17 protein-coding genes, 1 tRNA gene and 1 pseudogene are annotated in these 22,441 nt (G+C 58.2%); 15 read left to right on the forward strand and 4 right to left on the reverse strand.

The features are described 5' to 3' along the window. Positions 1-94 precede the first annotated feature (94 nt). From apaG to ACXPVS_RS02800, 7 genes are all read left to right on the forward strand, one after another. Positions 95-475: a Co2+/Mg2+ efflux protein ApaG gene (apaG, locus tag ACXPVS_RS02770; protein WP_458508554.1), complete on the forward strand. Its 381-nt coding sequence runs from the start codon at positions 95-97 to the stop codon at positions 473-475. Then, a complete protein-coding gene (locus tag ACXPVS_RS02775; protein WP_458508555.1) occupies positions 475-1,359 on the forward strand; it encodes a symmetrical bis(5'-nucleosyl)-tetraphosphatase in 885 nt (294 codons plus the stop codon). Before apaG ends, ACXPVS_RS02775 begins: the two co-directional genes overlap by 1 nt. Before the next feature lie 33 nt (positions 1,360-1,392). Further along, entirely contained in the window at positions 1,393-1,722 is a 330-nt protein-coding gene (glpE, locus tag ACXPVS_RS02780; protein WP_458508556.1) for a thiosulfate sulfurtransferase GlpE, read from the forward strand. Between the two features lie 296 nt (positions 1,723-2,018). Further along, a complete protein-coding gene (locus tag ACXPVS_RS02785; RefSeq protein WP_033056218.1) occupies positions 2,019-3,941 on the forward strand; it encodes a PrkA family serine protein kinase in 1,923 nt (640 codons plus the stop codon). Between the two features lie 202 nt (positions 3,942-4,143). Beyond that, positions 4,144-5,415, forward strand: coding sequence for a YeaH/YhbH family protein (locus ACXPVS_RS02790; protein WP_458508557.1), 1,272 nt, complete (start codon positions 4,144-4,146; stop codon positions 5,413-5,415). Then, the gene (locus ACXPVS_RS02795) at positions 5,412-6,974 is read left to right on the forward strand and encodes a SpoVR family protein (protein ID WP_458508558.1); all 1,563 of its coding nucleotides are present in this window, start codon (positions 5,412-5,414) and stop codon (positions 6,972-6,974) included. Before ACXPVS_RS02790 ends, ACXPVS_RS02795 begins: the two co-directional genes overlap by 4 nt. A gap of 63 nt (positions 6,975-7,037) precedes the next feature. Then, the gene (locus ACXPVS_RS02800) at positions 7,038-8,261 is read left to right on the forward strand and encodes a multifunctional CCA addition/repair protein (RefSeq protein ID WP_458508559.1); all 1,224 of its coding nucleotides are present in this window, start codon (positions 7,038-7,040) and stop codon (positions 8,259-8,261) included. A gap of 74 nt (positions 8,262-8,335) precedes the next feature. Here ACXPVS_RS02800 and folK read toward each other — a convergent pair whose 3' ends face one another. Beyond that, positions 8,336-8,854, reverse strand: coding sequence for a 2-amino-4-hydroxy-6-hydroxymethyldihydropteridine diphosphokinase (gene folK / locus ACXPVS_RS02805; RefSeq protein WP_458508560.1), 519 nt, complete (start codon positions 8,852-8,854; stop codon positions 8,336-8,338). Continuing rightward, a complete protein-coding gene (folB, locus tag ACXPVS_RS02810) occupies positions 8,845-9,201 on the reverse strand; it encodes a dihydroneopterin aldolase (RefSeq protein WP_458508561.1) in 357 nt (118 codons plus the stop codon). The genes folK and folB overlap by 10 nt, the downstream gene beginning before the upstream one ends. Positions 9,202-9,275: 74 nt before the next feature. Here folB and plsY point away from each other — a divergent pair, with 74 nt between their 5' ends. Then, entirely contained in the window at positions 9,276-9,845 is a 570-nt protein-coding gene (gene plsY, locus ACXPVS_RS02815; protein WP_458508562.1) for a glycerol-3-phosphate 1-O-acyltransferase PlsY, read from the forward strand. Positions 9,846-9,868: 23 nt separating this feature from the next. Here plsY and tsaD read toward each other — a convergent pair whose 3' ends face one another. Continuing rightward, entirely contained in the window at positions 9,869-10,894 is a 1,026-nt protein-coding gene (gene tsaD / locus ACXPVS_RS02820) for a tRNA (adenosine(37)-N6)-threonylcarbamoyltransferase complex transferase subunit TsaD (RefSeq protein ID WP_458508563.1), read from the reverse strand. 199 nt (positions 10,895-11,093) lie between these two features. On the opposite strand from tsaD, the gene rpsU reads away from it, so the two are divergent. The 5 genes from rpsU to ACXPVS_RS02845 all read left to right on the forward strand — a co-directional run bounded on the left by rpsU (position 11,094) and on the right by ACXPVS_RS02845 (position 19,639). Beyond that, positions 11,094-11,309: a 30S ribosomal protein S21 gene (gene rpsU / locus ACXPVS_RS02825; protein ID WP_002551877.1), complete on the forward strand. Its 216-nt coding sequence runs from the start codon at positions 11,094-11,096 to the stop codon at positions 11,307-11,309. A gap of 482 nt (positions 11,310-11,791) precedes the next feature. Further along, complete coding sequence (gene dnaG / locus ACXPVS_RS02830) at positions 11,792-13,759, forward strand: DNA primase (protein ID WP_458508564.1); 1,968 nt, start codon at positions 11,792-11,794, stop codon at positions 13,757-13,759. A gap of 67 nt (positions 13,760-13,826) precedes the next feature. Beyond that, positions 13,827-15,677 (forward strand): RNA polymerase sigma factor RpoD, encoded by a 1,851-nt coding sequence (gene rpoD, locus ACXPVS_RS02835; RefSeq protein WP_458508565.1) that lies wholly within the window; start codon positions 13,827-13,829, stop codon positions 15,675-15,677. A gap of 123 nt (positions 15,678-15,800) precedes the next feature. Further along, positions 15,801-19,547, forward strand: coding sequence for an EAL domain-containing protein (locus ACXPVS_RS02840; protein ID WP_458508566.1), 3,747 nt, complete (start codon positions 15,801-15,803; stop codon positions 19,545-19,547). 15 nt (positions 19,548-19,562) lie between these two features. Beyond that, positions 19,563-19,639, forward strand: a tRNA-Ile gene (locus ACXPVS_RS02845). Between the two features lie 70 nt (positions 19,640-19,709). Here ACXPVS_RS02845 and ACXPVS_RS02850 read toward each other — a convergent pair. Further along, positions 19,710-19,838 (reverse strand): annotated as a pseudogene (locus tag ACXPVS_RS02850) (peptidase M41); the annotation flags it as partial. Between the two features lie 293 nt (positions 19,839-20,131). On the opposite strand from ACXPVS_RS02850, the gene ACXPVS_RS02855 reads away from it, so the two are divergent. Together ACXPVS_RS02855 and ACXPVS_RS02860 are read left to right on the forward strand one after the other, a co-directional pair. Beyond that, a complete protein-coding gene (locus tag ACXPVS_RS02855) occupies positions 20,132-20,593 on the forward strand; it encodes an Lrp/AsnC family transcriptional regulator (protein WP_458508567.1) in 462 nt (153 codons plus the stop codon). 156 nt (positions 20,594-20,749) lie between these two features. After that, complete coding sequence (locus ACXPVS_RS02860; protein WP_458508568.1) at positions 20,750-22,432, forward strand: flavin monoamine oxidase family protein; 1,683 nt, start codon at positions 20,750-20,752, stop codon at positions 22,430-22,432. The last annotated feature ends 9 nt before the right edge of the window (positions 22,433-22,441 follow it).

Below are 22,441 nucleotides of genomic sequence, written 5' to 3' on the forward strand. Positions count from 1 at the left end.
ACCAGCCTTCATGTCTGGTTTACTACCCGATACTTGGCCTAGACTGATCTCCACCAGCTACGCCCCGCGTTCCGCTTCGTTTAAGGCCTCTTGCATGTCCGATCCTCGTTACCAGGTCGACGTCAGCGTCGTCACCCGCTATTTGGCAGAACAATCGCAACCCGAGCAAAACCGCTTTGCCTTCGCCTACACCATCACCGTGCACAACAATGGCCAGCTATCGGCCAAGCTGTTGTCACGGCACTGGGTGATCACCGACGGTGACGGGCATGTCGAAGAGGTTCGCGGTGCGGGCGTTGTTGGCCAGCAACCGTTGATCGAGGTGGGCGAGAGCCACACCTACAGCAGCGGCACCGTCATGACCTCGAAGGTTGGCACGATGCAGGGCACTTATGAAATGGTTGCCAACGACGGCAAACACTTCGACGCCATCATCGCCCCATTCCGTCTGGCGGTGCCCGGAGCCCTGCACTGATGGCAACGTATGCCGTCGGCGATCTGCAGGGCTGCCATCAAGCATTGCAATGCCTGCTCAAGCAGGTCGCCTTCGACCCGACACGGGATCGCCTGTGGCTGGTGGGCGACCTGGTCAACCGAGGCCCGCAGTCCCTGGACACGTTGCGCTTCCTCTATAGCATCCGCGAATCGCTGGTGTGCGTGCTCGGCAACCATGACCTGCACTTGCTGGCGGCCGGAAAAAACATCGAACGCTTGAAGAAGTCCGACACCCTGCTCGAGATTCTCACAGCGCCCGATTGCGTGGAACTGCTGGAATGGCTGCGTCAGCAAAAGCTCATGCACTACGACGAACAGCGCGATGTCGCCCTGGTACATGCCGGCATTCCGCCCCAATGGTCACTGCGCAAGGCCTTGAAGTATGCCGCCGAAGTCGAGACGGCATTGCGCGATGACAACCTGTTGCTGCCCTACCTTGATGGCATGTACGGCAACGATCCGGCGAAATGGGATAACGACCTCAAAGGCGTGACACGCCTGCGGGTGATCACCAACTATTTCACCCGCATGCGGTTTTGTACCGCCGAGGGCAAGCTTGACCTCAAAAGCAAGGAAGGCCTCGATAATGCGCCACCGGGCTACAAACCCTGGTTTGAGCACAAAGAGCGCAAGACCAAAGGCCTGAAGATCATCTTCGGCCACTGGGCCGCTCTGGAAGGCCGATGTAATGAGCCGGGTATCTCGGCCCTCGACACCGGCTGTGTCTGGGGTGGCGCACTGACCCTCATGAATGTCGACAGCGGTGAACGCCTGTCTTGTAAATGCGACGAGCATGGCCTTGCCCTGCCACCAGTCGCCGCACCTATCCCCGAACCATCGTCAGCAAGAAGCGCCCCGCGCTAGACTGCGCTTTCAGCCGAGCCACAGGAGCCCGCCATGAGCGAATTCAAACGTATCCCCCCGGAACAAGCCCAGGCCCTGCGCGAACAAGGCGCGGTGGTGGTCGATGTTCGCGACCCAGCGACCTTTGCCGCACTGCACATCGCCGGTTCGAAGCATCTGGATAACCACTCCATCTCGGATTTCATCCGCGCTGCCGACCTCGATGCACCGACCGTGGTCGTCTGCTACCACGGCAATTCCAGTCAGAGCGCCGCGGCGTACCTCATTAGTCAGGGCTTCTGCGACGTCTATAGCATCGATGGCGGTTTTGAGCTGTGGCGTACGACTTACCCTTCGGAAACGGCGCAAGGTACTTCCGAATAATTTTTTTGTACCGCGCAAGCCCCGCTCCCCGCGGGCTCGCGCGGTGGCAGACGAACGGTCTGCCACAACTAATTACGTATCTCGCCTTTACCTCCCGAATTCCCAACTATCCTTAAGCGCAGGCCATCCAAAACAGGGGAGAGCCGGTACACCGGCGCACGGGTCATCGGGAGTAGCTTTCGGGGTAGTCAGCTTCGAAAGAGTTCTGGGGGGTAAACAGCGACTGCATATTCAATCGCTGCCAGCATCGACTGAATGATCCGGCGTCGGCTCCACGTATCGAGCGAGGTGACGTCATGAGTATCTTTAGCCACTTCCAACAACGCTTCGAATCCACACGCCAGGAAGAACTCTCGCTGCAAGAGTATCTTGAACTGTGCAAAAGCGACCGCAGCGCCTACGCCTCCGCCGCCGAGCGTCTGCTACTGGCCATCGGTGAACCGGAACTCCTCGACACCTCGGCCAACTCGAGGCTGTCGCGAATCTTTTCCAACAAGGTAATCCGCCGCTATCCGGCCTTCGAAGACTTCCACGGGATGGAAGAATGCATTGACCAGATCGTGTCGTATTTCCGCCATGCCGCTCAGGGCCTGGAAGAGAAGAAACAGATTCTCTATTTGCTTGGCCCTGTGGGTGGCGGTAAATCGTCCCTGGCCGAGAAGCTGAAACAACTGATCGAAAAAGTGCCCTTCTACGCGATCAAGGGCTCGCCGGTATTCGAATCACCCCTGGGCCTGTTCAACGCCACCGAAGATGGCGCAATCCTCGAGGAAGACTTCGGCATTCCACGGCGCTACCTCAACACCATCATGTCGCCATGGGCGACCAAACGCCTCGCCGAATTCGGCGGCGACATCAGCCAGTTCCGTGTGGTGAAGCTGTATCCGTCGATCCTCAACCAGATCGCGGTGGCCAAAACCGAGCCAGGAGATGAAAACAACCAAGACATCTCGGCGCTGGTGGGCAAGGTCGATATCCGCAAACTCGAAGAATTCCCGCAGAACGATGCCGACGCCTACAGCTACTCGGGCGCACTGTGCCGGGCCAACCAGGGCCTGATGGAATTCGTCGAAATGTTCAAGGCACCGATCAAGGTGCTGCACCCACTGCTGACCGCCACCCAGGAAGGCAACTACAACAGTACCGAAGGTTTGGGGGCGATTCCGTTTACCGGGATCCTGCTGGCCCACTCCAACGAATCGGAATGGCACACCTTTCGCAACAACAAGAACAACGAAGCTTTCATCGACCGGATTTACATCGTCAAAGTGCCGTACTGCCTACGGGTCAGCGACGAAGTGAAGATCTACGACAAGCTCTTGTTCAACAGCTCCCTGGCCAAGGCCCACTGTGCGCCTGACACTCTGAAGATGCTTGCCCAATTCACCGTACTCTCGCGCCTGAAAGAGCCGGAAAACTCCAACATCTACTCCAAGATGCGCGTGTATGACGGCGAAAACCTCAAGGATACCGATCCAAAGGCCAAGTCGATCCAGGAATACCGCGACAACGCAGGTGTCGACGAAGGCATGAACGGCCTGTCAACCCGCTTCGCGTTCAAGATCCTGTCGAAAGTGTTCAACTTTGATCCGCACGAAATCGCTGCCAACCCGGTGCACTTGCTTTACGTGCTGGAACAACAGATCGAACAGGAACAATTCCAGGCGGAAACCCGCGAACGCTATCTGCGCTTCCTCAAGGAGTACCTGGCACCGCGTTATATCGAGTTCATCGGCAAGGAAATCCAGACCGCCTACCTCGAGTCGTACAGCGAATATGGCCAGAACATCTTCGATCGCTATGTGCTGTACGCCGACTTCTGGATCCAGGACCAGGAATACCGCGACCCGGAAACCGGCGAGATCCTCAATCGCGTAGCGCTGAACGAAGAACTGGAGAAAATCGAAAAACCGGCCGGCATCAGCAATCCGAAGGATTTCCGCAATGAAATCGTCAACTTCGTACTGCGCGCCCGGGCCAATAACAACGGCAAGAACCCGACCTGGCTCAGCTACGAAAAACTGCGAGTGGTCATCGAGAAGAAAATGTTCTCCAACACCGAGGACCTCCTGCCGGTCATCAGCTTCAATGCCAAGGCCAGCAAAGAGGACCAGCAGAAACACAACGACTTCGTCACACGGATGGTCGAGCGGGGCTACACCGACAAACAGGTACGACTGCTGTCCGAGTGGTACCTGCGGGTCAGAAAATCACAATAACCCGCTGCCGGTCAGACCGGTTGTCGTCAGCCAGAGGCCTGCGCACGCATTTTCTGTTACACAGACCTCTGGAAGGTGTTCGAAAGTCGGTAGCGAGGTTCAGGCAGCGTCCAAAAGCGCTTGGGGGAGCGTGAACATCCCTTGGCTCAGTCGATGCTGCATAACCGCTCGCCCCTTTCAGGACAGCTTCTAAGGAGCAGTCATGAGCTATGTGATCGACCGACGTCTCAATGGCAAGAACAAGAGCACGGTGAACCGTCAGCGGTTTCTGCGGCGTTACCGTGATCACATCAAAAAGGCTGTCGAAGAGGCGGTCAGCCGACGCTCCATTACCGATATGGAACACGGCGAACAGATCAGCATTCCCGGCCGCGATATTGACGAGCCGGTGCTTCACCACGGTCGCGGTGGCAAGCAGACCGTCGTGCACCCGGGCAACAAGGAGTTCACCAGCGGCGAGCACATTGCCCGCCCGCCCGGAGGTGGCGGTGGCAGAGGCCCCGGCAAGGCCGGCAACTCGGGCGAAGGGATGGACGAATTCGTCTTCCAGATCACCCAGGAGGAATTCCTCGAATTCATGTTCGAGGACCTTGAACTGCCGAACCTGGTCAAGCGTAACCTGACCGGCACTGACACCTTCAAGACCGTTCGTGCCGGGATCAGTAACGAGGGCAATCCGTCGCGGATCAACATCATTCGCACCTTGCGCTCGGCCCATGCACGGCGCATCGCCCTGTCTGGCAGCAGCCGGGCAAAATTACGCGAAGCCAAAGAAGAACTGTTGCGACTCAAGTGTGATGAGCCGGACAACTTCGGCGATATTCAGGAAATCGAAGCAGAAATCGAAAAACTCAGTGCGCGCATTCATCGCGTACCGTTCCTCGATACCTTCGACCTCAAGTACAACCTGCTCATCAAGCAACCCAACCCCAGCTCCAAAGCGGTGATGTTCTGCCTGATGGACGTGTCCGGTTCCATGACCCAAGCGACCAAGGACATCGCCAAGCGTTTCTTTATCCTGCTGTACCTGTTTCTCAAGCGTAACTACGACAAGATCGACGTCGTGTTCATCCGCCACCACACCAGTGCCCGGGAAGTGGATGAAGAGGAGTTTTTCTATTCTCGCGAAACCGGCGGCACCATTGTTTCCAGCGCCTTGAAGCTGATGCAGGAGATCATGGCCGAACGTTATCCGAGCAACGAGTGGAACATCTATGCCGCCCAGGCCTCCGACGGCGATAACTGGAACGACGACTCACCGATCTGCCGCGACATTCTGATCAACCAGATCATGCCGTTCGTGCAGTACTACACTTACGTTGAGATCACCCCGCGTGAACATCAGGCCTTGTGGTTCGAGTATGAACGCATCGCCGAAGCCTTCTCTGACACTTTTGCCCAGCAACAACTGGTCTCGGCCGGGGATATCTATCCGGTCTTCCGTGAACTCTTCCAGCGCAGGTTAGTGACATGACCGCCAAAGAGCAGAAGCGCCAACCCATTTCCACCGGCTCCGAATGGACGTTCGAGCTGATTCAGGCCTACGACAAAGAAATCAGTCGTCTGGCAGCTCGCTACGCACTCGATACTTACCCTAACCAGATCGAAGTGATCACCGCCGAGCAGATGATGGACGCCTACGCCTCCGTCGGCATGCCGCTGGGTTATCACCATTGGTCCTACGGCAAACACTTCCTCAGCACCGAGAAATCCTACAGTCGCGGGCAGATGGGGCTGGCCTACGAGATCGTGATCAACTCGGACCCCTGCATTGCCTATTTGATGGAAGAAAACACCATTTGCATGCAGGCCTTAGTGGTGGCGCACGCCTGCTACGGACACAACAGCTTTTTCAAGGGCAATTACCTGTTCCGCACCTGGACCGACGCCAGTTCGATCATCGATTACCTGGTGTTCGCCAAGCAGTACATCATGCAGTGCGAAGAGCGCCACGGTATCGACGCGGTCGAGGACCTGCTCGATTCCTGCCACGCGCTGATGAACTATGGGGTTGACCGCTACAAACGCCCCTATCCGATTTCCGCCGAAGAAGAGCGTCGTCGGCAAAAGGATCGTGAAGAGCATTTGCAAAAGCAAATCAACGATCTATGGCGAACCATTCCAAAAGGCGCGGACAAATACAACGACAAGGACAATGCGCGATTCCCCACCGAACCTCAGGAAAACATCCTCTACTTCATCGAAAAACACGCACCGTTGCTGGAGCCATGGCAGCGGGAAATCGTGCGAATCGTGCGCAAGATCGCTCAGTATTTCTACCCGCAACGTCAGACTCAGGTAATGAACGAGGGGTGGGCCACATTCTGGCATTACACCCTGATGAACGACCTGTATGACGAAGGCCTGGTGACCGACGGCTTCATGATGGAGTTTTTGACCTCCCACACCAGCGTGGTCTATCAACCCGGCTTCGACAGCCCCTACTACAACGGCATCAACCCCTACACCCTGGGTTTTGCCATGTACCGGGACATCCGTCGCATGTGTGAACACCCTACCGAAGAGGACTACCGCTGGTTCCCAGAGATTGCTGGCACCGACTGGCTGTCGAGCATCAAATTCGCCATGAGCAGCTTCAAGGATGAAAGCTTCATCCTGCAATACCTGTCACCCCAGGTGATCCGTGACCTGAAGTTGTTCAGCATTCTTGATGACGACCAGAAGGACGATCTGCTGGTCCCGGCCATTCATGACGAAGGTGGCTACCGCATCATCCGTGAAACCCTGGCGGCGCAATACAACCTCGGCAATCGTGAACCCAACGTGCAGATTTACAGCATCGACCGACGTGGTGACCGCTCCCTGACCTTGCGTCACCAGCAACACGATCGCAAACCGCTGGGCGAGTCCACCGAGGAAGTGCTCAAACACCTGCACCGCCTCTGGGGCTTCGATATTCATCTGGAAACCCTGCAAGGGGACCAGGTGATGAAAACCCATCATGTTCCGCCCAGAAGTGAACACAGCGAGGGGGATTACGGCCGGCTGGACCTGGCTGTCATCCATCTTTGATCCTGTTTCTGCCTCCGAAGGTTCGACGCAAAGGTTATTCTGTCGAGCTAACGGAGGTTTTATATGCAGATTTATAAAGTCGGCGGTGCGGTACGCGATCGCCTTTTAGGCAAGCCTGTCACCGACATCGACTGGGTTGTGGTGGGCGCCACCACTGAAGAAATGCTCGCCAAGGGCTTTCGCCCGGTGGGTGCGGATTTCCCGGTTTTTCTTCACCCCAAAAGCGCAGAGGAATACGCCCTCGCCCGGACCGAGCGCAAAAGCGGACGCGGTTACGGCGGCTTTACTTTTCACGCCAGCCCGGAAGTCACTCTCGAAGAAGACCTGATCCGTCGCGACCTGACCATCAATGCCATGGCTGAAGACGATCAACAGAACCTGACCGATCCTTACCACGGCCAGCGCGATCTCGAGGCGCGTTTACTTCGTCACGTTTCCCCCGCGTTCGCCGAAGATCCGCTCCGGGTTCTGCGCGTTGCCCGTTTCGCAGCTCGTTATGCGGAGCTCGGTTTCACCGTGGCGCCCGAGACACTGGAACTGATGCGCCAACTCAGCGATTCCGGCGAACTGGAGGCGCTGACAGCCGAGCGCAGTTGGAAAGAAATCTCCCGCGCCCTGATGGAAGACCAGCCGCAGGTGTTCATCGAAGTCTTACGCACCTGTGGTGCCCTTAAGGTGCTGATGCCGGAAGTCGATACGTTGTTCGGCGTGCCGCAACCACAAGCCCATCACCCGGAAATCGACACGGGCGTACACACCTTGAGCGTGCTGGAGCAAGCGGCGCTGCACAAACAACCGCTGACCGTGCGCTGGGCTTGCCTGCTGCATGATCTGGGCAAAGGGCTGACACCCAAGGAAGACTGGCCACGGCACATCGCCCACGAACACACGGGCCTGAAACTGATCAAAGCGGTCAATGAGCGCTTCAAGGCACCGAAGGACTGTCAGGAATTGGCGTTGCTGGTGGGCCAATATCACACCCACGGCCATCGGGCGTTGGAGTTGAAACCATCGACTTTGCTGGAGTTGCTGCAGCGTTTTGACGTGTACCGACGGCCGCAGCGGTTTGAGGAGTTTATTGCAGCGTGCGAGATGGATGCCCGGGGACGCAAAGGCCTGGAGCAGAGAAGCTATCCACAGGCGGATTATTTGCGCGGGGCGGCGAATGCTGCTCGGACCGTAGCGGCTCAGCCGTTGCTGGAGAAGGGATTCAAAGGACCGGAGTTGGGTGAGGCGATCAAGCGAGAGCGGCTTAAGGCGCTGAAAGCCTACAAAGAACAGGCTTAAGCAAGATCAAAAAGATCGCGGCTCTGCGGCAGCTACAGACGTACATCAATCCTCTGGAGCTACCGAAGGCTGCTTTACAACAAATCCGACGGGGTCAACTGCTCTCCGCGCCACTCAAACGCAACTGGCGCCAACACCTGATCAATCTGCGCCTCGCGCCACAACGCAGCAAAGCTCTTGCCTACACCCGGATGCACGCGATCTGGCGCAATCAACGACAACGGCCACAGCACGAAGGCATTTTTCAGAATTTCTGCCCGCGGCAGGATCAAGCCATCGAAATTGCCCACCAGATCGCCGAACAGCAGTACATCGATATCCAGCGGCAACCCCTTGCGGTCCGGCGCATAACGGCCGTTGTCCGCCTCGATGAATTTCAGCCGGCGATCCAGCTCCATCAGCGGTAGATCGGTAAAAGCCGACACCACAAAATTGAAAAATGGCCCGCTTTTGATCCCCACCGACTGGCTTTCGAACACTGGCGAGCAGCGTATATCCCCCAGAAAGCCTGCCAAGGCTTCCAGGCCCGCCTGCAAATGGGGTTCACGCTCGATATTGCTACCGAGCCCGAGAAACACCTGAGTCAGCGACATCCGCGCTCGATCTCCACGCCCACACCACCCGTGGCAGCCGGGATGGCGCCTGGTTTGGTCAGCTTGAGCCGCATCCAGGTGATGTTGAATTCGCTCATCAGCACTTCAGCCAGACGCTCGGCGAAGGTTTCGACCAGCTGGAACTGCGCCTGCTCGGCAAAATCCTGGATACGCGATGACACACTGGCGTAATCGAGCGCCAGATTCAGGTCATCACCGGCGGCGGCCGGGCGATTGTCCCAGGCGAAGCTCAGATCAAGACGCAGGCACTGTCGAATGCCGCGCTCCCAGTCGTAGGCACCGATGACGGTGTCGACTTCCAGGCCCTCGATAAACACTCTGTCCAAGCACTTTTCTCCACTGCACGACAAGGGCGCAATGCGCCGTTAGAATCAGGGCGTCCTCGCCCGGAATAGTTAGCATGTTTTGGTTACTGGCGACCCTCGCCTACCTGCTCGGCTCTCTGTCCTTCGCCATTTTGCTCAGCCGCCTGACCGGAAAACCGGATCCGCGAATGAGTGGCTCAGGCAATGCCGGCGCCACCAACATGTTGCGCCTGGCCGGCAAAAAACTCGCCGTCCTGACCTTGATCGGGGACCTCCTCAAAGGCCTGCTACCCGTACTTATCGCCGGTGTTGCGGGCCTTTCGCTTCAGGAACAAGCCTGGATCGGCATCTGCGCCGTCATCGGTCACCTGTTCCCTTTGTACTTTCGCTTCCGCGGCGGCAAGGGTGTCGCCACCGCTGCCGGCATGCTGCTGGGACTGTACCCGCCCGCCGCACTGCTGGCGGTCTGCGCCTGGCTGCTGACGTTCTACCTGACTCGCACCAGCTCACTGGCAGCCTTGATCGCCACACCGCTGACCCTGCCGCTGCTGGCCTGGCAAGAGCCGGCGGCATTGCTGCCCATGAGCGCGCTCACGGGACTGATCGTCTGGCGCCATCGGGGCAATCTACGCGACCTGTTTGCCGGGCGCGAACGGCATTTTTAATTACCGGGCATGAGCGCCGCTCATCACAGCGCCGACAATTGCTCCATCGGCCAGCGCGCCTGCACGCTGATCGCCAGACTTTCATGCTGACCGGCCTGCAAGCGCTGGCAACCGGCAAACGCAATCATCGCGCCATTGTCGGTGCAGAACTCCGGACGAGCATAAAAAACATCGCCCTTCATGTCGCCGAGCATCTTCTCCAGCGAGGTACGCAGTGCCTTGTTAGCGCTGACGCCGCCAGCGATCACCAGACGCTTCATACCGGCCTGTTTCAGGGCACGCTTGCACTTGATGGTCAAAGTCTCCACCACGGCCTGCTGGAACGCCAGCGAGATGTCGCAACGGGCTTGCTCGCTGTCGTCCCCGGCGCTGACGCGCTGCTGCCAGGTGTTCAGGGCGAAGGTTTTCAAGCCACTGAAACTGAAAGCCAGTCCTGGACGGTCGCACATCGGGCGCGGGAAAGTGAAACGTCCGGCAACCCCTTGCTCCGCCAGCCGAGCGATTTCCGGGCCACCCGGATAATTGAGCCCCATCATCTTCGCCGTCTTGTCAAAAGCCTCACCGGCGGCATCGTCGAGGGTCTCGCCCAAGAGCGTGTACTGACCGATCCCGTCGACCTGAACCAGCTGCGTATGTCCGCCAGACACCAACAAAGCGACGAACGGGAATTCGGGCGGTTGCGACTCCAGCATCGGCGCCAGCAGATGGCCTTCCATGTGGTGCACACCCAGCGCCGCAATACCCCAGGCGAAGGCCAGCGCCTGAGCGCAAGAGGCGCCCACCAGCAAGGCACCGACCAGGCCAGGACCCGCGGTATAAGCGATGGCGTCGATCTCGGTCGGCACACAGTCAGCTTCGGCCAACACCTGACGAATCAAGGGCAGCATGCGCTTGACGTGGTCACGCGAGGCCAGTTCCGGCACGACCCCGCCATAGGCGCGATGCAGGTCGATCTGGCTGAACAGCGCGTCGGCCAGCAGGCCTCGTTCACTGTCATATAATGCGACACCAGTTTCGTCGCAGGAGGTTTCTAATCCCAGTACTAGCATGGGTTTGCGCCTTGTTTAGGCTGACTTCGAAGGCGCGCATAATAGTCGCCACGTGATGCCCCGACCAGCGGTTTTCGATCAGAGGCTTTGCATTCCGAGCGATGAGGGGTTAACATCCGCAACCCTTAAAAACCGACGTCTTCAAGTGCTCTTTTGCCACGAGGATGTTGACCCCGGTAATGAATGAAGGTAGCTCTGGATGCCAGCCGTCAAAGTAAAAGAGAACGAACCCTTCGACGTAGCTCTGCGTCGTTTCAAGCGCTCCTGCGAAAAAGCCGGTGTATTGGCTGAAGTTCGTAGCCGCGAATTCTACGAGAAGCCTACTTCTGAGCGTAAGCGCAAAGCAGCAGCCGCTGTTAAGCGTCACGCCAAGAAAGTTCAGCGCGAACAGCGCCGCGCCGTTCGTCTGTACTAATACACAGACGTTCGTAGCAAGCTTCTGCCAAGCCCGGCCCTCAGCCGGGCTAATGGCATTTGCGGACAACGCTTGATGCTTCACCGTCAAAGCCGCACACGCGACCGAGACAAATCTGCTTCACAGCGTCAGACCTGGCTCTTTTGCCAGCGGTGCACGTCTTTTCTGACGAGCCTTCCAAGGCTACTGACGAGCACACCCACTGATTCCTCTCACGACGATCAGCCCAAGGCACCTTCTTGCGTGTCAGCTTCCGAGCTATCCGAGGCCATCGACTGGCTGCAGCCGGATTCAGCGCAACACTTTCAAATAGTCGAATACTGATTGGCACTAACATCAGTGGATTTTCGGCAGATACACTTCCCGACAGCGATCACGCAGACGACACTGGTCGAGCCGCACATTTTGCGCGCCTCAAACAACGACCCGCGCTCAGCCGCCCTTCGTTTCGGATCCATTGCAGCGCAGATGACGAGAACGCCATGGCCGGGCTGATTCCCCAGAGCTTCATTGACGACCTTCTGAACCGCACCGACATCGTCGATGTGGTCAGCTCGCGCCTGCAAATGAAAAAGGCCGGCAAGAACTACACCGCCTGCTGCCCGTTTCACAAAGAGAAAACCCCCTCATTCAGCGTCAGCCCCGACAAGCAGTTCTATTATTGCTTTGGCTGCGGCGCTGGCGGCAACGCCCTCGGCTTCATGATGGACCATGACAATCTGGATTTCATCCAGGCTGTCGAAGAACTGGCCAAAGCCGCCGGCATGGAAATCCCCCGCGAAGAAAGCGGACGGCCGCACAAACCGCGACAGCCGACCGATTCGCCGCTCTACCCGCTACTCACCGCCGCCGCCGACTTTTACCGTCAGGCACTAAAAAGCCATCCATCGCGAAAAGCAGCGGTGGATTATTTGAAAGGTCGCGGACTGACCGGCGAAATCGCCCGAGACTTCGGCCTCGGCTTTGCCCCGCCTGGCTGGGACAATCTGTTCAAGCACTTGAGCAGCGACACCCTGCAACAGAAAGCCATGATCGATGCCGGCTTGCTGATCGAGAACGCCGAAACCGGCAAACGCTATGACCGCTTCCGCGATCGCGTGATGTTCCCGATCCGCGACAGCCGCGGGCGAATCATCGCCTTCGGCGGCCGGGTGCTGGGTGACGACAAGCCGAAATACCTGAACTCACCGGAAACCCCGGTATTCCATAAGGGCCAGGAACTCTACGGCCTTTATGAAGCACGCAAGAACAACCGCAACCTCGACGAAATCATCGTCGTCGAAGGCTACATGGATGTTATCGCCCTCGCCCAGCAAGGCCTGCGCAATGCTGTCGCGACCCTGGGCACCGCCACCAGCGAAGAACACTTGAAGCGCCTGTTTCGCGTCGTGCCCAACGTGCTGTTCTGTTTCGACGGAGATCAGGCTGGGCGAAACGCCGCCTGGCGAGCATTGGAGGCAGCGCTGCCGAGCCTGCAAGACGGGCGGCGCGCACGCTTTCTGTTCCTTCCCGAAGGCGAAGACCCGGACACGCTGGTCCGCTCCGAAGGCACTGATGCCTTCCGCGCGCGGATTAACCAGCACGCGCAACCATTAGCGGATTACTTTTTTCAACAGCTGACCGAGGAATCGGACCCACGCTCGCTCGAAGGCAAGGCCCACATGGCCACCCTCGCCGCGCCGCTGATCGACAAAGTCCCGGGCGCCAACCTGCGCATCCTGATGCGTCAGCGCCTGAGCGAAATTACCGGGCTTAGCGGTGAAGCCGTGAGCCAACTGGTACAAAGCGCACCTCAGGAAGCACCACCGGCGTACGACCCGGGCATCGATTACGACGCCATGCCGGATTACAGCGACTACCATCAGCCGCAGGCACAAGAGATGTATGCGCCGCAGCAGGAATGGACGCCGAAGAAACCCGGCGCTGGCAGCAAAAAATGGGACAAAAAACCGTGGGACAAAAACGGCAAACGCGGCGGTGATCACGATCAACCCCGCGCGCCACGGGTGCCGGCCGCTGTAGAGCCGCCGACCCTGGCTGCCTTGCGCACGCTATTGCATCACCCGCAACTGGCCGAGAAAGTCGAGGATGCCGGGCACTTTGCTGCCGAGGATCACACCAACACGCAATTACTGGTGGCCCTTCTCGAAGCCGTACAGAAGAATCCCAAGCTAAACTCATTTCAGTTGATTGCACGCTGGCACGGTACGGAGCAAGGACGATTGCTCAAGGCCCTGGCGGAAAAGGAATGGCTGATTGATGGAGATAACCTTGAACAACAGTTTTTCGACACCATTACTAGCTTGTCAGCTCGCCAACGCGAGCGAAACCTGGAACAACTTCTCAGGAAAGCACGTCAAAGTGAACTGAATGCCGAAGAGAAAAATCAACTGCGCGACCTATTAAGTCGCAATGTTTCCGCAACAAGCCCGACCTCAACTGGCGCGTGAGGTCATAGCTCAGGTATAATCCTCGGCTTGTTTTTTGCCCGCCAAGACCTTCAGTGGATAGGGTGTTATGTCCGGAAAAGCGCAACAGCAGTCTCGTATCAAAGAGTTGATCACACTTGGTCGTGAGCAGGGTTACCTGACTTACGCGGAGGTCAACGACCACCTGCCGGAGGATATTTCAGATCCGGAACAGGTGGAAGACATCATCCGCATGATCAATGACATGGGGATCAACGTATTCGAGGTTGCGCCAGATAAGGATTCCCTTATGCTGGCCGACGCCGATACCGACGAAGCGGCGGCCGAAGAGGCAGCAGCAGCGTTGGCAGCGGTCGAGACCGACATTGGTCGCACCACCGACCCAGTGCGCATGTACATGCGTGAAATGGGTACGGTAGAGCTCCTCACACGTGAAGGCGAAATCGAAATCGCCAAGCGTATTGAAGAGGGTATCCGCGAAGTGATGGGCGCAATTGCGCACTTCCCTGGCACGGTTGACCATATTCTCTCCGAATACACTCGCGTCACCACCGAAGGTGGCCGCCTGTCCGACGTCCTGAGCGGTTATATCGACCCGGACGACGGCATTGCGCCGCCTGCTGCAGAAGTGCCGCCGCCTGTCGACCCGAAAGCCGTGAAAGCGGACGACGAAACCGACGACGACGACGCTGAAGCCAGCACCGACGACGAAGAAGAAGCCGAAAGCGGTCCGGATCCGGTCATCGCAGCTCAGCGCTTTGGCGCTGTCTCCGATCAGATGGAAATCACCCGCAAGGCGCTGAAAAAGCACGGTCGTGGCAACAAGCTGACAATTGCCGAGCTGGCGCTTCTGGCTGAGCTGTTCATGCCGATCAAGCTGGTTCCGAAGCAATTCGAAGGCCTGGTTGTGCGTGTTCGCAGTGCCCTGGATCGTCTGCGTCAGCAAGAGCGCGCGATCATGCAACTTTGCGTTCGTGATGCCCGCATGCCGCGTGCCGACTTCCTGCGCCAGTTCCCGAGCAATGAAGTTGACGAAAGCTGGACCGATGCACTGGCCAAAGGCAAAAGCAAATACGCTGAAGCCATTGGTCGCCTGCAACCGGACATCATTCGTTGCCAGCAAAAGCTGACCGCGCTGCAAACCGAAACCGGTTTGACGATCGCCGAGATCAAGGACATCAACCGTCGCATGTCGATCGGTGAGGCCAAGGCCCGCCGCGCGAAGAAAGAGATGGTAGAAGCGAACTTGCGTCTGGTGATCTCCATCGCCAAGAAATACACCAACCGTGGCCTGCAGTTCCTCGATCTGATCCAGGAAGGCAACATCGGCTTGATGAAAGCGGTAGACAAATTCGAATACCGCCGCGGCTACAAATTCTCGACTTATGCCACCTGGTGGATCCGTCAAGCGATCACTCGCTCGATCGCCGACCAGGCCCGCACCATCCGTATTCCGGTGCACATGATCGAGACGATCAACAAGCTCAACCGCATTTCCCGCCAGATGTTGCAGGAAATGGGTCGCGAACCGACCCCGGAAGAGCTGGGCGAACGCATGGAAATGCCTGAGGACAAAATCCGCAAGGTATTGAAGATCGCTAAAGAGCCGATCTCCATGGAAACCCCGATCGGTGATGACGAAGACTCCCATTTGGGTGACTTCATCGAAGACTCGACTATGCAGTCGCCAATCGATGTCGCCACTGTTGAGAGCCTTAAAGAAGCGACCCGCGAAGTTCTGTCCGGCCTCACTGCGCGTGAAGCCAAGGTTCTGCGCATGCGCTTCGGTATCGACATGAATACCGACCACACCCTCGAGGAGGTTGGTAAGCAGTTCGACGTGACCCGCGAACGGATTCGTCAGATCGAAGCCAAGGCGCTGCGCAAGCTGCGCCACCCGACGAGAAGCGAGCATTTGCGCTCCTTCCTCGACGAGTAACAACTCAACCCCCGGCCCAGGCCGGGGGTTTTGCTTTTATACAGATTAAATCCCCCGCACCTCCCTCCCTCCGAATTGCCCGTCTACACTCGAAACATTCCCCCGAGCCATAACGAGACCGTTATGCCCAGACTGCCGACCGTGTTTTTTTTGCTGTCGTTATTGACCTGGACCGCAACGGCTGGCGCGCTGACTCTGACCGACGAAGAACGTAGCTGGCTGACGGCACACCCGGACTTGCGCCTGGGTGTCGATGCGTCGTGGCCACCCTTCGAGTTTCGCGACGATCAGGGCCGCTATCAGGGCCTTGCAGCAGACTATATCAACCGAATTCGTCAACGCCTGGCCATCAAACTCACGCCCATTGAGCCCGTCAGTTGGACCGTCGTCCTGGAGCAGGCCAAACAAGCCAGGCTGGACCTGTTGCCCGGCATCATGTCGACCCCGGAACGCCAGACTTACCTGGCATTCACCCGCCCCTATCTGGACTTTCCGATTGTCATCCTTGCCCATGCCGGAGGCCCCCAGCCACGCAAACTCAAAGACTTGTACGGTCTGAAAGTCGCCGTGGTGGAAAACTACGCACCCCACGAACTGTTGCGCACCCACAATCCCGACCTCAATCTGGTGGCGATGCCTAACGTCAGCTCAGCGCTGCAGGCGCTGGCGACCGATGAAGTGGATGCGGTGGTCGGCGATCTCGCCTCCAGCGTCTGGAGCCTGCGCCAGCTCAAGCTCGACGGGCTCTATGTCAGCGGCGAAACCCCCTATCGCTATCAATTGGCGATGGGCGTGCCCCAGGACAACAAGATACTGGTCGGCATCCTGGATAAAGTCCTGGCGGACATGACCCCGGACGAAATCAATGAGATTCAGGAGCACTGGGTTGGTAACGTCCTCGATCATCGAACCTTCTGGTCCGATTTGCTGGTTTACGGCTTGCCGGGATTGCTGCTGCTGATCATCGTGCTGGCCGTGGTTATCCGGATCAACCGCCGATTGAGCTCAGAAATTGCCCGCCGGGTCGATCTCGAACAAGAATTGCGCAGCAGTGAATACCACTACCGCGGGCTGGTGGAGAGCCTATCGGCCATCGCCTGGGAAGCGCGCATCAGCGATTTCACCTACAGCTATGTCTCCCCCCATGCCGAGGATCTGCTCGGCTATCCCTTGTCTCATTGGCTGATTCCAGGCTTCTGGCGCAACATTATTCACCCGGCCGACCTGACCCGCGCCCAGACCTTCTGTGATCACGAAGTACTGGCTGGGCGCGATCACAGCCTCGATTACCGGGTCATCACCGCCGATGGCCGCTGCATTTGGGTGCGAGATATCGTCAGTTTGATCGAGCACGGCCATGAACCAGTGATGCGCGGGCTGATGATCGACATCAGCGAAGCCAAGCGCACCGAAGAGGCGTTGCGCCTGTCGGAACAGAAGTTCGCCTCGGTGTTCCAGCAATGCCCGGACATACTCGTCATCGCGCGACTCTCCGACGGCTGCCTGCTGGAGGTCAACGAAGCATTCGAAGAACAGATCGGTCTCAGGGCCGAAGACGTCATCGGCCAGACGGCCACCGACCTGAACATCTGGGGCCTACCCGGCGTCGGTCCAAGCTTGTTGCAACGGTTGCAGGCCGGCAGCATCCGTAACCTGGAAATGCCCTTTCGCCGCAACAATGGCCAAGTGTTTACCGGCCTGATCTCCGCTGAGCCGTTCGACCTCGATACAACCCCTGCGCTGGTAGTGGTCGTGCGGGACATCAGCCAGCTCAAGGAAACCCAGAAACAGCTGCAAACCTCCGAAGAGAAATTCGCCAAGGCCTTCCATGCCTCACCCGACGGCTTGCTATTGTCACGGCAGAGCGACGGTTTACTGATTGAGGTCAACGAGGGCTTCAGTCGCATTACCGGTTTCAACAGCGCGATGTCCGTGGATCGCTCCGCCCTCGAGCTGGGAATCTGGGTCAACCTCAACGAACGCAAACAGATGCTCGATTTGCTTCACCGGGACGGTTTCGTCCGCGACTTCCGTTGCCATATACGCCGCAGCGACGGACAGATTCGCCTCTGTGAGGTATCCAGCCGTCCGCTACCGATCGGCGATGAAGATTGCATGCTGACCATCGCCCGCGACATCACCGAGCGACACCTGATGCAGGAGAAACTGCAACAGGCTGCCACGGTTTTCGAGAGCACCGCCGAAGGTGTATTGATCACCGACACTCAACAGCACATCAGCGCGGTCAACCGTGCGTTTACCGAAATCACCGGCTACAGCGAGAGCGAAGCATTGGGCCACACGCCTCGCCTGCTCGCCTCGGGCCTGCACGACAGTGCGTTTTATGCCGCCATGTGGCATCAACTGACCGCCGAAGGTCATTGGCAGGGCGAAATTTCCAACCGACGCAAGAATGGCGAGCTCTATCCGAGCTGGCTGACCATCAGTGCGGTGCGCAACCGGGACAAATTCGTCACCCATTTCGTCGCGGTGTTCGCGGACATTTCCAGCCTCAAACACGCCCAGGCCAAGCTCGACTACCAGGCACACCACGACCCGCTGACCGGACTGCCAAATCGCACGCTGTTCGAGAGCCGATTGCTGACCGCGCTCAACAACCAACAGGAAAATGGTGGCCAGGGCGCGGTGCTGTTCCTGGACCTGGACCGTTTCAAACACATCAACGACAGCCTGGGTCATCCGGTCGGCGACTTGCTGCTCAAGGGCATTGCTGTGCGCCTCAAGGAGCAGGTGCGCGACGTCGACACGGTTGCGCGCCTGGGCGGCGACGAATTCATCATCCTGCTGCCCGGGCTGCAGCAATCCAGTGACGCCGACAACATCGCGGCCAAATTGCTCAATTGCTTCGGCGCACCGTTCCAGGCTGGCGAACATGAGTTTTTTATCAGCGCCAGTATCGGCACCAGCCTGTATCCCAAGGATGGTTGCGACGTCGCCACGCTGGTCAAGAACGCCGATGCGGCGATGTACCGATCAAAGGCCAAGGGTCGCAACCGGGTCGAAAGCTACACCCGCGACCTCACCGCTCAAGCCAGCGAGCGGGTGGCACTGGAACATGAACTGCGACGCGCTATCGAGCGCAACGAACTGCACCTCCATTATCAACCGAAGATCAGCCTGGTCGACCATCGCCTGGTCGGCGCAGAAGCGCTCATTCGCTGGCGCCACCCGACCTTCGGCGATGTGCCACCGGAGCACTTCATTCCGCTCGCCGAAGAAAACGGCATGATCCTGCAAATCGGCGATTGGGTTCTCGAAACTGCCTGCCGGCAGATGTTCGAGTGGGGTCAGGTTTACGAACCCGTCGGCCCCCTGTCGGTCAACCTCGCGGGCGCTCAATTGCGCCAGCCGAACCTGCTCGGTCGGATCGAACAATTGCTCAAGGATAACCGCCTCAAACCCGGCTTCCTGCAGCTGGAAATCACCGAAAACTTCATCATGAGCCAGGCTGAAGAAGCGCTGGCAGTACTGCACCAACTCAAACACCTGGGTGTGCAACTGGCGATCGACGACTTCGGCACCGGCTACTCGTCCTTGAGCTACCTCAAACGTCTGCCGTTGGACATTCTAAAGATCGACCAGTCTTTCGTCCGCGGCCTGCCCGATGACCCCCACGACGCAGCCATCGTACGCGCCATTATTGCCCTGGGCCGCAGCATGCAATTCACCATCATCGCCGAGGGCGTCGAAACCCTCGCGCAGCAGCAATTCCTCGCTGCCGAAGGCTGTGAACAGGTCCAGGGCTACATTGTCAGCCTGCCCTTGCCACCGGAAGAATTTGCCGCGACGTTTCTTCGTATCGCTATTTCAGACTTTTCGGATAGCACAGCCGAGAAACCGTCGCTATAATCCGCGGCCTACTGAGGGCCTATAGCTCAGTTGGTTAGAGCAGGGGACTCATAATCCCTTGGTCGTAGGTTCGAGTCCTACTGGGCCCACCAAACAAGAAAGCCGCGCATTGCGCGGCTTTTTCGTGCTCGACAGGTGGGTTCTCTTTGGTCAGCCTCTCGCCCTGCCCCACGGGTCCACGATGACCATGCCGCCTACCAACATACTTCCCAATCCGGGCACCGTTTCGGCCAGTTGCTCGACGATTTTTTGAGCCCGCAACCACACGCGATCAGTCATCTCTTTCAGCTCAGGCGCGGGCTACGACGTAGTGCTCCATTTCGTGATGGGCAATCTGCACTGCCTGATCCCGCCATGCGGGAGGCATCCTGTTTGTCATTTCCATGGCCTCGCATCCCTCGATTTCGCATTCGACTACGGCTGGCTGTTGGTGTCTATCCTGTCGATCGCGCCTAGTTCAAGCCCAAGAAAGACCCGAGAGGTAGAAAGCCGTATGAACGGTACTGAGGCTAGATCAACCCTCCGCGATGCGAGATGTGCCTGTAACATGCCAACCCATTGATCTGTGCCGCTGGAGACAACCTTTGCCTGACACTCGCCCGCCCGTTCTTGACGAAATCGACCGCCAATTGATCGCAGCCCTGCAAATCAATGCGCGCGAAAGTGTCGCCATGCTTGCTCGGCAACTGGGCATCGCTCGCACCACCGTCACTTCGCGATTGGCCCGGCTGGAAAAAGCCAAAGTGATCACTGGTTACGGCGTGCGTTTGGGTCAACGCGTAGTGGAGGGTGGATTGCAGGCGTATGTCGGGATCACGGTGCAACCGCGCTCGGGCAAGGAAGTGTTGCGACGCCTCAGCGCAATGGCTCAGGTGCAGCAGTTATGTGCAGTCAGTGGCGAATTTGACTACGTGGCGTGGTTGCGTACCGATTCACCTGAGCAGCTGGATCAGTTGCTGGATCAGATCGGCAGTGTGGATGGGGTGGAGAAGACCACGACCTCGATCATTCTCAGCAGCAAGATTGATCGGGGCCAGCCGGTTTAATCCAATGTGTTCGTCGAGCTCGTCAAATTGTCGTGCCAACGAGCATAACGACGACACATTGCGTCTTATTAACGTGTTCTACGCGCTCTAGAATGGCTGCCGTCTTTTCCTATACTCAGACGCGCACTCTGCGTCCGGTCGCCAGCAAGGTCAGCCATGAACAAGAACAATCGCCATCCTGCAGACGGTAAAAAACCAGTCACCATTTTTGGTCCGGACTTTCCCTTCGCCTTCGACGACTGGATCGAGCACCCGGCCGGCCTGGGCAGCATCCCTGCGCACAACCAAGGCGCTGAGGTTGCGATCGTCGGTGCTGGCATCGCCGGTCTGGTGGCAGCGTACGAATTGATGAAGCTGGGTCTAAAACCCGTCGTCTACGAAGCCTCTAAAATGGGCGGTCGTCTGCGCTCCCAGGCGTTCAATGGCGCCGAAGGCATCATCGCCGAGCTCGGCGGCATGCGTTTCCCGGTGTCCTCCACCGCGTTTTATCACTACGTCGACAAGCTCGGCCTTGAAACCAAACCGTTCCCGAACCCGCTGACACCTGCCTCGGGCAGCACGGTGATCGACCTCGAAGGGCAGACTCATTACGCACAGAAGCTGGCGGATCTTCCTGCACTGTTCCAGGAAGTCGCCGACGCCTGGGCCGATGCGCTGGAAGCCGGTTCGCAGTTCTCTGACATCCAGCAAGCGATCCGCGACCGGGATGTGCCACGCCTCAAAGAGCTGTGGAACACCCTCGTTCCGCTGTGGGACGACCGCACGTTCTATGACTTCGTGGCCACCTCCAAAGCCTTCGCCAAGCTTTCGTTCCATCACCGCGAAGTGTTTGGTCAGGTCGGTTTCGGTACCGGCGGCTGGGACTCGGACTTCCCGAACTCGATGCTGGAAATCTTCCGTGTGGTCATGACCAACTGCGACGATCACCAACACTTGGTGGTCGGCGGCGTCGAACAAGTGCCATTGGGCATCTGGCGTCATGTGCCGGAGCGTTGCGTGCATTGGCCTGAAGGCACCAGCCTCAGCTCGTTGCACAGCGGCGCCCCGCGTTCCGGTGTGAAAAAAATCGCCCACGCACCGAACGGCCGTTTTACGGTCACTGACAACTACGGCGACACCCGCGAATATGCGGCGGTACTGACCACCTGCCAGAGCTGGCTGCTGACCACCCAGATCGAATGCGACGAAACCCTGTTCTCGCAAAAAATGTGGATGGCCCTCGACCGCACCCGCTACATGCAGTCGTCGAAAACCTTCGTGATGGTCGACCGGCCATTCTGGAAGGACAAGGATCCAGAAACCGGCCGCGACTTGATGAGCATGACCCTCACCGATCGCCTGACCCGCGGCACCTACCTCTTCGACAACGGCGACGACAAACCGGGCGTGATTTGCCTGTCGTACTCGTGGATGAGCGACGCGCTGAAAATGCTCCCGCACCCGGTGGAAAAGCGCGTGAAGCTGGCACTGGACGCGTTGAAGAAGATCTACCCGAAAGTCGACATCGCGGCGCGGATCATCGGCGATCCGATCACCGTGTCCTGGGAAGCCGACCCGCATTTTCTCGGTGCTTTCAAGGGCGCCCTGCCCGGCCATTACCGCTACAACCAGCGCATGTACGCACACTTCATGCAGGCCGACATGCCGGCCGAGCAACGCGGGATTTTCATCGCCGGCGACGATGTTTCTTGGACGCCGGCCTGGGTCGAAGGCGCGGTGCAGACTTCGCTCAATGCGGTGTGGGGCATCATCAAACACTTCGGCGGTGAAACTCACGCCGAGAACCCGGGTCCAGGAGATGTGTTCAACGAGATCGGTCCGATCGCCTTGCCCGAGTAAGAGGAATCC

The sequence above is a fragment of the Pseudomonas sp. Ma2-10 genome, assembly GCF_054330215.1.

Bases quoted from the DNA above. Each gene is read 5' to 3' on its own strand.
- apaG (WP_458508554.1), top strand. From the start codon at position 95: ATGTCCGATCCTCGTTACCAGGTCGACGTCAGCGTCGTCACCCGCTAT.
- ACXPVS_RS02775 (WP_458508555.1), top strand. From the start codon at position 475: ATGGCAACGTATGCCGTCGGCGATCTGCAGGGCTGCCATCAAGCATTG.
- glpE (WP_458508556.1), top strand. From the start codon at position 1,393: ATGAGCGAATTCAAACGTATCCCCCCGGAACAAGCCCAGGCCCTGCGC.
- ACXPVS_RS02785 (WP_033056218.1), top strand. From the start codon at position 2,019: ATGAGTATCTTTAGCCACTTCCAACAACGCTTCGAATCCACACGCCAG.
- ACXPVS_RS02790 (WP_458508557.1), top strand. From the start codon at position 4,144: ATGAGCTATGTGATCGACCGACGTCTCAATGGCAAGAACAAGAGCACG.
- ACXPVS_RS02795 (WP_458508558.1), top strand. From the start codon at position 5,412: ATGACCGCCAAAGAGCAGAAGCGCCAACCCATTTCCACCGGCTCCGAA.
- ACXPVS_RS02800 (WP_458508559.1), top strand. From the start codon at position 7,038: ATGCAGATTTATAAAGTCGGCGGTGCGGTACGCGATCGCCTTTTAGGC.
- folK (WP_458508560.1), bottom strand. From the start codon at position 8,854: ATGTCGCTGACTCAGGTGTTTCTCGGGCTCGGTAGCAATATCGAGCGT.
- plsY (WP_458508562.1), top strand. From the start codon at position 9,276: ATGTTTTGGTTACTGGCGACCCTCGCCTACCTGCTCGGCTCTCTGTCC.
- tsaD (WP_458508563.1), bottom strand. From the start codon at position 10,894: ATGCTAGTACTGGGATTAGAAACCTCCTGCGACGAAACTGGTGTCGCA.
- rpsU (WP_002551877.1), top strand. From the start codon at position 11,094: ATGCCAGCCGTCAAAGTAAAAGAGAACGAACCCTTCGACGTAGCTCTG.
- dnaG (WP_458508564.1), top strand. From the start codon at position 11,792: ATGGCCGGGCTGATTCCCCAGAGCTTCATTGACGACCTTCTGAACCGC.
- rpoD (WP_458508565.1), top strand. From the start codon at position 13,827: ATGTCCGGAAAAGCGCAACAGCAGTCTCGTATCAAAGAGTTGATCACA.
- ACXPVS_RS02840 (WP_458508566.1), top strand. From the start codon at position 15,801: ATGCCCAGACTGCCGACCGTGTTTTTTTTGCTGTCGTTATTGACCTGG.
- ACXPVS_RS02860 (WP_458508568.1), top strand. From the start codon at position 20,750: ATGAACAAGAACAATCGCCATCCTGCAGACGGTAAAAAACCAGTCACC.